At 48.3% G+C, this 10,020-nt stretch carries 13 protein-coding genes; 5 read left to right on the top strand and 8 right to left on the bottom strand.

Going from position 1 to position 10,020, the window contains the following annotated elements:
• The first annotated feature begins 323 nt into the window (after positions 1-323).
• A complete protein-coding gene (locus VD907_06495) occupies positions 324-1,298 on the top strand; it encodes a hypothetical protein (GenBank protein HYG84495.1) in 975 nt (324 codons plus the stop codon).
• Between the two features lie 331 nt (positions 1,299-1,629).
• Here VD907_06495 and VD907_06500 read toward each other — a convergent pair whose 3' ends face one another.
• The gene (locus tag VD907_06500; protein HYG84496.1) at positions 1,630-1,980 is read right to left on the bottom strand and encodes a hypothetical protein; all 351 of its coding nucleotides are present in this window, start codon (positions 1,978-1,980) and stop codon (positions 1,630-1,632) included.
• A gap of 207 nt (positions 1,981-2,187) precedes the next feature.
• Here VD907_06500 and VD907_06505 point away from each other — a divergent pair, with 207 nt between their 5' ends.
• Positions 2,188-2,667 carry a DNA methylase gene (locus VD907_06505; GenBank protein HYG84497.1) on the top strand — a complete coding sequence of 160 codons (480 nt, stop codon included), beginning with the start codon at positions 2,188-2,190 and terminating at the stop codon, positions 2,665-2,667.
• Positions 2,668-2,697: 30 nt separating this feature from the next.
• Here the strand turns inward: VD907_06505 and VD907_06510 are convergent, their stop codons facing one another.
• The 5 genes from VD907_06510 to VD907_06530 are packed head-to-tail and all read right to left on the bottom strand — an operon-like array spanning position 2,698 to position 6,062.
• On the bottom strand, positions 2,698-2,997 hold the full coding sequence (locus VD907_06510; GenBank protein HYG84498.1) for a hypothetical protein: 300 nt from the start codon (positions 2,995-2,997) through the stop codon (positions 2,698-2,700).
• Positions 2,998-3,002: 5 nt separating this feature from the next.
• Positions 3,003-4,298 (bottom strand): hypothetical protein, encoded by a 1,296-nt coding sequence (locus tag VD907_06515; protein ID HYG84499.1) that lies wholly within the window; start codon positions 4,296-4,298, stop codon positions 3,003-3,005.
• Complete coding sequence (locus VD907_06520) at positions 4,295-5,032, bottom strand: ABC transporter ATP-binding protein (GenBank protein HYG84500.1); 738 nt, start codon at positions 5,030-5,032, stop codon at positions 4,295-4,297. The genes VD907_06515 and VD907_06520 overlap by 4 nt, the downstream gene beginning before the upstream one ends.
• Positions 5,029-5,871: a hypothetical protein gene (locus VD907_06525; protein HYG84501.1), complete on the bottom strand. Its 843-nt coding sequence runs from the start codon at positions 5,869-5,871 to the stop codon at positions 5,029-5,031. Before VD907_06525 ends, VD907_06520 begins: the two co-directional genes overlap by 4 nt.
• Positions 5,862-6,062 (bottom strand): hypothetical protein, encoded by a 201-nt coding sequence (locus VD907_06530; protein HYG84502.1) that lies wholly within the window; start codon positions 6,060-6,062, stop codon positions 5,862-5,864. Before VD907_06530 ends, VD907_06525 begins: the two co-directional genes overlap by 10 nt.
• Positions 6,063-6,178: 116 nt before the next feature.
• Between VD907_06530 and VD907_06535 the strand changes: the two genes are divergently transcribed.
• Positions 6,179-7,504, top strand: a complete 1,326-nt coding sequence (locus VD907_06535; GenBank protein HYG84503.1) for an O-antigen ligase family protein — start codon at positions 6,179-6,181, stop codon at positions 7,502-7,504.
• Complete coding sequence (locus VD907_06540) at positions 7,470-7,919, top strand: hypothetical protein (GenBank protein ID HYG84504.1); 450 nt, start codon at positions 7,470-7,472, stop codon at positions 7,917-7,919. Before VD907_06535 ends, VD907_06540 begins: the two co-directional genes overlap by 35 nt.
• Positions 7,920-7,986: 67 nt before the next feature.
• Here the strand turns inward: VD907_06540 and VD907_06545 are convergent, their stop codons facing one another.
• The gene (locus VD907_06545; GenBank protein HYG84505.1) at positions 7,987-9,015 is read right to left on the bottom strand and encodes a hypothetical protein; all 1,029 of its coding nucleotides are present in this window, start codon (positions 9,013-9,015) and stop codon (positions 7,987-7,989) included.
• A 162-nt stretch (positions 9,016-9,177) separates the two neighbouring features.
• Between VD907_06545 and VD907_06550 the strand changes: the two genes are divergently transcribed.
• Entirely contained in the window at positions 9,178-9,459 is a 282-nt protein-coding gene (locus VD907_06550; protein HYG84506.1) for a hypothetical protein, read from the top strand.
• A 171-nt stretch (positions 9,460-9,630) separates the two neighbouring features.
• On the opposite strand, the gene VD907_06555 is transcribed toward VD907_06550, so the two are convergent.
• A partial coding sequence (locus VD907_06555; protein ID HYG84507.1) for a hypothetical protein occupies positions 9,631-10,020 on the bottom strand: 390 nt, incomplete at its 5' end.

Genomic DNA, 10,020 nt, shown 5'->3' on the forward strand with positions numbered 1-10,020 from the left:
GCTAGTAGAGCTTTTACGGATATGTCGCCCCAACTACTGCCAAAATCCAGCAAAGATCAAGGACTAAACGGATAAGCTGGTCTCAAACAGTACTATGTACGGGACATAAAACTGCTCTTCCTATGTTCTGGCGGATTATTTGAATATCAATTATTTGACCATTATCTTACTTGAAAATAATCTGATTCTTTTTTCTAAATTAACATACGAATTCTTTACTATGCTTGACGTCTTCTGAGTAGTATAATTCTAGTAACACCAATATTGTCTTTTGCGGTAGACTAACGCCTTAGAGCTGTAACAATACTTTAGTAGATAATCATATGAACAAAAATAACGTCAGTAAAACTGCAGTAAGCTATACGTCTTGGACTTGGCTGGCAGTAATAGGGGCAATCCTCGCTGCTATCCTCTCAATAGTCGGGTGGGCACTAAAGGGTATGTGGCCAAATATAGAGAACCTAGAGATTGGTTTTCTTGTGCTTCTTACAGTAGGTGATATTATTTGGATCCTTGTATTGTTGGGTGTTTATGAGCGCCTGACGCTCACAGGACAATTACTCACACAAACGCGTATCGGGCGCCGCGTTAGTATTGACCTATCACAACTTGTTTCCGTTGAGCCAGCGCCTGTGCTTACGAAAAGCACACGGCGGCCATATAAAATTTTCCTCAAAGATATTCAAGGAAATCAACTTGAGTTATATGGTAATAAGTTCCATCGCCATCATTTCCAGGATATTCTTGTCAGTATCCGTGACGCGGTTGCAAATCAGCAGATCGTGCAAGAAAAGGATCGAAGTGATGTAGATCGAATACTGGCGGACTGGCAGAGTGGACCATCACTATCGCGTAAATTATTCAACTTAGTTAAATACACAGTTACCGGTATCGCTATTATTGTTCTTGCAATCTCCCTAAACTCGGAAGTCGGCAGGGCTCTAGAGATGCAAGCGAACTGTGAAAAAGTCCGCTCAGAAGGTAAAATCACGCGAGCGAGGGTGAATAACATTTCCTTAGCTTATGATTCTAACGGTGGACGTTACACAATGCGCGAATACCCGACGAATGACGTCACAAGGGCCACCACCCTCTATCTGATGGTAAACACGCAAGTGGATGGAAAAGACAACCTAAGTAGTATACGCATACATGGCGGTACTCAAAAAGAGCGTATTAGTTTGTACACTCAAGCAAAGCAGGGGACTATCGAAGTTCTTTATTCTCCGTCAAGTCCTAATTTTATAGTGCTTGCCAATGCGGCACATGCGGACTTCAAGATTTGCAATGATATTTAGCCCAGCTGGCAGATAACTTAATTGATCGTCGTTTCCATGCCGCTGTACTTAGTACAATAAGAGTGATCATGTTAAAGTAGTAAAATTCCCGCCTTCTCGAAGATACTCATTGAGAGGGCGGGGGCTATTCGGTGATGGTCAGAGGTCTTAGTATTGAGGGAGGCTAAATGTCGAAGTAAGATGCAATTAGGGGTTCGTCCGGAACTTCTGGAGTGCGCTGAGAGCAACTCGTACAGTTTTTGTTCGGCGGACTTAAGCTTGCAGAGCAGCACCCCGACCCGGCTACTTTTTTACAACTGGGCGCAGATATAAAGCGCGCCCAGGCAGTGAGTTACTCGGGACGTTCACCCCAAGTATAAACGTGGTGATCTGTGTGTGCATGGACAAGCCGTAGTTTGCGCACGAAAAGCAGCAGTCCCCATTCCTCAACAGTCAGCAGTTCCGAGAATGGCTCTGATTCAAAAGGCGGCACCGCAATTTGCTGATCTAGAAAGGCATTGTGTACCAGCCTGAGGACATTATCGCGTGGCACAGGGCTATTGCTATTATCAACCACTAGCACCGACCTGCGGTCTGCAGGATCAGTACTCGGAACAAGCATATGTCCAACAATAGTCAAATCAAAACTGTGTCTCAGGTTCTTGATGAAAGTGCCGGCATCGCGTTGATTGATTGTAGCCATGAACCCTCCTTAATACTGCACTGCAGGAACTGGTATAGCATACCATAAAAGTAGAGAGATGCTGAAAAATAGACAATTAGATAAGAGGCATGACTGTGACATGAAGTTGTTTCTTGCACGCTGCTACCTAACAAGGAGTTAAAGAAATACGAATAAGTGAGGACACAACGAAACTCTTCGGGTAATTCGGCGTATACTAAGAAGAAGATGGCCATAAAGAAACAGAATATTTCAGCGAAAGCGCGGCGTAATAAACCCCAGCACCACGCAGCTGATTTCGATCTAGACGTATTAGCTTCTGAAGACGATATGTTTCGCTGGTTTTTGTTAACCTTCTTGCTGGGTAAGCCAATTCAACCATCGGTGGCGGTAAAGACCTGGAAGTTATTTATAGCGCGCAAGCTCGATGTTCCTTGGGCGATTCTTCAGTTGTCTGATCGACAGCTGGTAAGCCTGTTTCATAGCGGTGGCTACACCAGATACCAGCACGTGATGACCAAGGCGTTACGCACCTGTCTTGAGCAACTGGTGAATCAATACGATGGATCACTGTATTTACTGCTTGAAAGCAGCGCTAACGAAGAAGAACTCTCTAAACGCCTACAGAAATTGTACGGTATCGGGCCAAAAACAGCGGAAATTTTTATGCGCGAAACAGAGGAATATTTTGCACGCAGGAACGACTAGAAAGCAAGAAGTACCGCTGAGGATAGCGTTTTACTGCGAGTGTCGCGAAAGAATAATACTGATCACCACCCCAATCACTAGTGCTGCTAAAAAGAAGAAGAGCGAGCCGATCTCGACACCGAAAGTGACCGTGGTTCCGCCTGCGGCGACGGCACGAGTGATGGTTGCTAGCAGGAGTGGACCGAGCGTCACGTGATCAACATGCGGTAGCGAGGGATTCTTATCGGCACTGGCCGCCGTAAGAATAACCAGCAGCAGCCACAGCAGTGCCCCGCCCAATAAGCTTAAGCCAATAGCTTTGACATATATATTGTTGCGTCGTTCAAACATAGAGTTCATCCTTTCCATGTATAATTATTACGTTTTCTCTCAAGGTAAAAACTGGCAGCTGCCAGTGCCGCGTACCATACGAGGTCGCTGATCATTCGGGTAGTAATGTCGAAGGAGGCGATAAAAGTAAATTCAGGCAATGCGTACAGCAAAACAATACAGAGTAAGGCAGCTAAAAATTGCCCGGCAATATCCCGCTTTTGTGGCATAATCAGGGTGCCAGCGAACAGCCCAATTGCCGTACTAAGAAGCAACTGCGTAATAAAGGCAATACTTTCAAGTAGTGGTAGCTGCGGTACGACGGTAATAATAAGGGGTGAAACCACCAGCGCGCATAAAGGTACCACGCTTAACAATTGGGTGACGACAAAATAGCTGGTGCCCTTTAGCGCCGTTATTTCAGCCGGTAAATTGCGGCGTGCGCTCGAGCGGATATCCGAACAGACGGCGGCAATCATGAAGGCAGCTACAAAAGTAAGTAAGCCAGGGTCAGTGTGGCCTTGCCGACTGCTGATGTAGGCCACCACCAGGCTTATGCCAAAGGCAGCAAGTAAGCTGGCTTTCGTATTTGAAGCCCGGAGTACTTTTTTGATCAACCAAGCACCGCGCGGAAGGAATCGCCCAAAAGTTTGACTAAATTGACGCGAAACAGGGGTATAGATTGTTGTGTAGGTACTGCTATAAAACAAGGCTGTCACTAGTACTACTTGCAAGGCACAAAACCATATGAGTGATTGCAGCCGTACCGGTTCGGCAAGCGTGAGATTAGTTAAGGTTTGAACAAGCGAGAACTGACCCCAGACTGCGCCGATACCAAGCATAATATGGATATAGAAATATTTATGGGGCAGGGCTGTGTAAAGACCGAGGGCACTTAAAAGCCCAAGTATTAGCGCCACGATACTAAACAGCGGTGAAATGCCAAAATTACCCAGCACTACTAGCAGTACTGGCGCAATACAGATAAGCATCAACAGGCCCATGACGACGCTCGGGAATAGTCGGACCGCCCACTTCTGCCACTTATTGGTTGGGAGCACATGGAGTAGTCGAATGACGGTGTCGCGGTTTTCTTTTAGCACACCGCTGGCCGCAACTAAAGTCAGCAGTATTAAGCATTGGGTAGCAAATGCGCCACTAGCTATCAAGGGCCAAACTGGCTCGGGGCTCATGATAGGCATATCTTTTACAGCTAAAAAGCCAATTAATCCCATGCAGCCAGCACTCGCAACCAACCCTAATAGCCGCCACAGATAACGACGGCCAAAGGTAGCGATTATAGAAGCGAGGTAGAGGTTCATTGCGAGCTGGTGTTAGTCATTTTTATGAACATAGCTTCTAACGAGCCGTGCTGCTTGACAACGTTTTTCACCGTATCAAATAGCTGCAAGCGACCGTTAATTAGAATGGCAATTTGTTGGGCCATACGTTCGGCCCACCACAAATCGTGAGTTGCTGCGAGGATAGCGGCACCAGCTTGTGCGCGCTCGGTGATGATTTTTTCGGCCGCGATAATTGCCAACGGATCCAGGCCATTGCGCAGCTCGTCAATTATAATCACCGGCGGCTCGTGCATCAAACCTGCAATAATTTGTACTTTCTTTTTGTTGCCATGGCTCAAGTGTTCGAGCGGTGTTTCGAACTGGGTAAAATTAAGCTGTTCGGCTAGCCGAGCGCTGTTTCGCTGCATGTCTGCTCGGACGCCTGCTTCACGATAAATATGCACCAATACTTCAAAATATTCCCGCGCAGTTAATTCTTTAATAAACCACGCTTCGTCATCAGGAATGTATCCGAGCTTCGTCTTCAATGGCTTTAAGTTATGGGTAATAGCCTGTCCTTCAAGTAGTAAGCTACCTTTTTGTGGTGAGAGTAAGCCCACGGCGCATTCAATCAAGGTAGTTTTGCCACTGCCGTTTGGCCCTACTACGCAGACAATACCGCCGTGATTTATCGTCAGTTGGTCGATCGATAGGTTAAAATCCTTGCTTCTGGCAATAAGTAGGTGGGAAATTGAGATTGCCGCTTTAGTCATGATACTTTCTTTCTTAGGTTTCTAAATAAAATTGCGCCGTCGCTATAGTGAGGGAGAAAACTTCCCAGGTGCACTAGGCCGATAGCCAGCGACACTCCCGCGAGCAGTACTGATCCGTAAAGCCATAATAACAGCGATAGCATAGAGCAAAACAACAGGGTGCCAAGCGGCCCGGCCGCCGCAGAAAGTAACTCGGCTTTATGAGGTAGCTTTTTATGTATAACGCCAAGACTACTGCCGCCACGCGCAATAATTAGCTGCTGCGTATGTCGACGTACTATTAGTATATGACATAGTTCGTGCAGGTAGATACTGAAAATGACAATACAAATTGCTAGGAGCGGGGTTAAAGCTGGCAGTGGATTATCAAGCACGCCAAAGAGCAGGAGAGAGTAAAGTGTTGCGATTCCTGCAACTAATCTTGTGGTACGAATACATTCGATAAGCAGCTTGGTGGGCGTGGCACTGGTGCGCCGCCCAAACCGAGCATGCCGTACGCCTAATAACACGTCTCGCGCATAAATACCCCCTCGTAAGAGGTTATCAAAAACTCCCGAATGGCGTACGAGCAGACCGGTTTTGTTAAGAAATCCTAATAGTTCTAATAACTGACTGTCCGAGATGCCGCGCCGCTTGGTTCTTTGCTGCAAAACTGAGAACTCAATGCCATTTTGCAGTAACCGCAGAACATAACGGCCACTGGCATGATACTGATGCTGGGCGCCAAGTTCGGTATCAAGAAAATAGTTTTCAGTTAAGGTGATAGAAGGGTGCAGCTGCAGCCTGTCCCGGGGGAGGAGAAGTGGACAGGCTGCAACCAGTTGCTGGTTTAGCGGCATACAATAGTGGCAGTGCCATTGAACCAGTTAATGCTGACGTTTCGAATGCGGTTCCAGCCGCACAAGAAAATTGCCGCCGCTGTTAAGCCGCCAAGCGCCAGCACGAAGGCAATGGCCACCACAATTACCGGGCCACCTTCTTTGGCGGCGTAATCGGTTGTTTGATCCGCACGAAATAGACTCTCTGTCATCAGAGGTACTCCTGTTTAAATTTGAAAGTGCCGTCATCATATACCCCGTACCCTTCATCTGGCAAGTACTTTTTTGATAAATCCGACTATCGGCGGTACACTTGTAGATACTACTTATGCAAAACAAACTTTTCTCTTTATATGCCGGGCTGCTCGCCCTGGTGTTTGGCGGTGTGTTGATGCACGCGCCGCTTAGTGTGTGGCTAGGCATGTTATTTCCCGAACAAGAATTGCTCATAAAATCGTGGAAAGAGATTATTTTATTCTTTCTTTTTTTGATAGGGCTGTGGCTGGTTGTTCGCCATAAGTTACACCAGGAATTACGCCGAGACAAGCTGTTCTTACTGATCACTGGCTACGCAGGTTTACACTTGTTGTTGCTGCCGATTTTTCAGCCACCTCCGGCGGCGCTACTGGCTGGCCTGGCGATTGATCTGCGTTATTTGCTGTTTTTCGTGCTGGTATATATTGCCGTACGCTGGAGTTTAGCCTGGCGGCAGCGCTTTTTATGGGTGGCATTTGGGGTATCGACGCTATCGCTCGGTTTTGCGGTGCTGCAAATTTTTGTCTTACCAAAAGATATTCTCGCTTATATCGGCTATAGCAAAGCAACCATTGCGCCGTATTTAACGGTAGACAACAACCCCGATTACATCCGGATAAACGGCACCTTCCGCGGCCCTAACCCACTGGGGGCCTTTGGGGTGATGGTGATGAGCTTGCTGGCGGCGGCGGGTATAAAAGCCCGACAATTTTTTGCATCAACTACCCGAAGAACCTGGTTTATGGTGACGCTCGTAGCAAGTGTATGTATTATTTATGCTAGTTATGCCCGAAGTGCTTTGGTGGCAGCAGTGGTGGCACTCGGCAGTTTGTTGCTACTATCGCTGCCGCGAAAAACGGCGTTCCGGGCTTTAGCGGTAATGGCGGGTACGTTAGCGGTGCTTGCCTTAGGAATTTTTGCTGCCCGCGAGACGTCGTTTGTGCAGCACGTCATTTTACATGAAGACCCAGAAGGGAAGAGCCCAATTAGCTCTAACGAAGGTCATATTGAATCGCTGGCTGATGGCCTTCGCCGCATGATTCAGCAGCCGCTGGGCGCTGGGCCAGGTTCGACCGGTTCGGCATCACTATTCACCGATGAGCCGGTAATTATTGAGAACCATTACTTATTTGTGGCCCACGAATCGGGCTGGCTAGGTGTGGGGTTGTTCTTGATGATTTTTGGTATGGTGATCTGGCGGTTATACCGACAGCGGCACGACTGGCTGGCATTAGGGTTATGTGCGAGCGGCGTGGGCCTGGCGGTGATTGGTATTTTTCTACCTGTTTGGGCGGATGACACGATAAGTTTGTTGTGGTGGGGGCTGGCAGCAATCGCCCTTGCCAGTGCAAAAGGAGGGGAGTATGGACAAGAATCGACCAACCAAAAAGCAGCATGAACTGCTGCAATTTATTGATGGCTTTATAAAAACCAACGGCTACGGGCCAAGCTACCGTGAAATTATGAATGCGCTGCGGTATAAATCGGTATCAACGGTGGCGACGCACATCGATGGGCTGATCGCTAGAGGGTTCTTGCGTAAACGAGATAATTCAGCGCGCTCACTCGAGGTGATACGCTCGGGTGGGGTAACAGCGGCGCCAAAAGCTGCACCAATTAAAGAAACTGATGCCCGCTGGCTACTAGCGCTGATTGATGCTCGGTTTCGGGCGGCTGAACTGCGGCCTACGAGCAAGCAAATCGATAACCTGTTTGTATTAGTTGGCGCGTTGCATGTGCTTGGGCTGGATGACGCCCATCGAGCTTTTAAAACGAGGCTGCTCGCAGTGCATGCTAAACTAGAGAGCTCTTAACAAAAAAGTCCAGACATGAAGAGGCCCCGCCGAAATGCAGCGGGGACCTCACCGTCAAAACTGTAGGTTAGACTACTTGAGTAGCCGCCGCACGGCGAACCTCAAAGGCGATATCCTCCCAGGCCTCGTGAAACACCAGATCGTACCGATAGCTTCCTACCGGCATTCTGAGTCGATGATCACACCCAATCAATTCTGCCGCTTGTTCGTAGGCCGCTGCGTACGAGAGACGGCCACGAACCAGCAGCTGACTGAGAATGACGTATTTGATGCCACCGAAGAAGTTATCGGGATCAATCAGCTTTTGCCCATCGAACAGGGCTGACATCTGGTTGAGTGTGGCCTGCAGGTCGTCGTCAAACGGCACTAGCTCGAGCGAATCGTTTACACGGAAACCACCGCTCCAGTGCTGCAGTGGGCCAGGCTTGATGCGCGCGATGAGACGATGCTGTCGCTGGGTTCGGTGTGCTGGTGGCGTCCGAAGTGCCTTCTTGGTACGACGAGGCAGGGCGATGTTATCGCTAATGCCACCCTCGATCAAGTCGACGAAAATCGTTCGCTTGCCGTCACTATATAGCCACGTACCTTCCTGCGAAAGCTGGGTAAAACAGCCTGAGTAAAGGCTATCGATCGGCGCTCGCCCAGACAGCTCTACTAGCTCGGCGAATCCTTGTGTAATCATGCTACCCAAAAAACGCTCCTGCACCCAGAGCGGCACATTGTCGCTTCCCAGCTTTCGGAGTACGTCGCTGAGGTGCGTTTCGGAGTAAATCCAGGCAACCATTCGAATCCTGCCCTGGCCGGATCTGCTAATCTCTACCAGGTCCAGCGTTCCATCGGATACACTCTGGTTGATGTGCCAATAGCGACCAGGCGGAAGTGACGCACACTCCCAGTAGAAAGCACCGAACTGAAGGTCGGAAAAACCTACTTCGGGCGCTTCCGCAGCATTGGGGAAAGCATGGAACGGCCCGCGATAGGTCGTTTCGACCCGGCTCTGATCCGAACGGTAGAGAACACTCCCGCCGTAAGCCACATCAGAGACTGCCGCGAAAAAGAACCTAGCGGTGTCGGGGTCATGTGAAGTAACGGACATGCAGTCCTCCAAGAGGAGTTATGACGGTGCTGCCAATGCCGAGAAAGGCAATGGGATTATACAATTATAATAATATTAGATAGATCTGTCAATATTGTCACGGTGTAGTGACCTATAATGTATGGTATTATATTACACGGTCATCCAACAAGATGAGGGGCCATGACTGACATTACGTCCGTTGAACAGCTTGCCAAATATCGTGGCGAAGTCATTAAGTACAGCGAGGACAGGGGAAAGACGTGGACCTATGGTCGTGTGCGTGATGATTCAAGGCCGGTCCCTTTTCAGGAGGGAGGCGTAGGCTACGTCATCAATAGTGAAGTGAGTCCACAGGGCGTTCATCGAACATTAGGTATCACTGACAAACGGCTCGCTTCGGGCTTGATCGTTCAGCCTACTACGGATGAAGAGATTAAGGGCAGGCGTTTTTCGTACGAATAGTCTAGCCGAGTAATGTGCGGCTAGGCTTTACCTTGGCTCTCCGTTGATGCAGTCAGCGAGGAGCCAGCTTATTCTGGGTACATGGTCAATTAGTAGGTGGTGGTATGATTGTGGCAATAAGTAGTGAATAAAATCTTTTGTCTGCTACGGAGAGTGCCATCGTTCAACGACTCATTCGTTAAGCGCATCTTTCAGGCTATCATACTTGAGACTGCTTATTCCTATGACCCCTTTTTTACCTTGAGAGTACTTTTTGAGTATGAGTTCATCTTGATAATATCGTAAAAGAATTGTGGTGTTGTCTTTCCCGAGCCAAATCCTATAATCTGAACCTGCAACCTCAATTGGGCGTTCTAGCCTCGCACCTCTAAAATAATTGGGAACCTCCTCCTTACTTAAATTCGTCGCATAGAAATATTCACTCGCCGGCCTCGTACTACTCAAAGGCAACCAACTCCCATAATCCTCTTTCCCTACATACTCCAACTTATCCCCCAAAGGATGAGGCATAATCTGTAACCATATTGCCCAACCCACCAATAACACAGCTATCGCTGCCAG

Source organism: Verrucomicrobiia bacterium (assembly GCA_035629335.1).
GTDB lineage: Bacteria > Patescibacteriota > Saccharimonadia > Saccharimonadales > Saccharimonadaceae > DASUUR01.

Bases quoted from the DNA above. Each gene is read 5' to 3' on its own strand.
- VD907_06535 (HYG84503.1), top strand. From the start codon at position 6,179: ATGCAAAACAAACTTTTCTCTTTATATGCCGGGCTGCTCGCCCTGGTG.
- VD907_06525 (HYG84501.1), bottom strand. From the start codon at position 5,871: ATGCCGCTAAACCAGCAACTGGTTGCAGCCTGTCCACTTCTCCTCCCC.
- VD907_06510 (HYG84498.1), bottom strand. From the start codon at position 2,997: ATGTTTGAACGACGCAACAATATATATGTCAAAGCTATTGGCTTAAGC.
- VD907_06540 (HYG84504.1), top strand. From the start codon at position 7,470: ATGGACAAGAATCGACCAACCAAAAAGCAGCATGAACTGCTGCAATTT.
- VD907_06520 (HYG84500.1), bottom strand. From the start codon at position 5,032: ATGACTAAAGCGGCAATCTCAATTTCCCACCTACTTATTGCCAGAAGC.
- VD907_06515 (HYG84499.1), bottom strand. From the start codon at position 4,298: ATGAACCTCTACCTCGCTTCTATAATCGCTACCTTTGGCCGTCGTTAT.
- VD907_06550 (HYG84506.1), top strand. From the start codon at position 9,178: ATGACTGACATTACGTCCGTTGAACAGCTTGCCAAATATCGTGGCGAA.
- VD907_06495 (HYG84495.1), top strand. From the start codon at position 324: ATGAACAAAAATAACGTCAGTAAAACTGCAGTAAGCTATACGTCTTGG.
- VD907_06545 (HYG84505.1), bottom strand. From the start codon at position 9,015: ATGTCCGTTACTTCACATGACCCCGACACCGCTAGGTTCTTTTTCGCG.
- VD907_06500 (HYG84496.1), bottom strand. From the start codon at position 1,980: ATGGCTACAATCAATCAACGCGATGCCGGCACTTTCATCAAGAACCTG.
- VD907_06505 (HYG84497.1), top strand. From the start codon at position 2,188: ATGGCCATAAAGAAACAGAATATTTCAGCGAAAGCGCGGCGTAATAAA.
- VD907_06530 (HYG84502.1), bottom strand. From the start codon at position 6,062: ATGACAGAGAGTCTATTTCGTGCGGATCAAACAACCGATTACGCCGCC.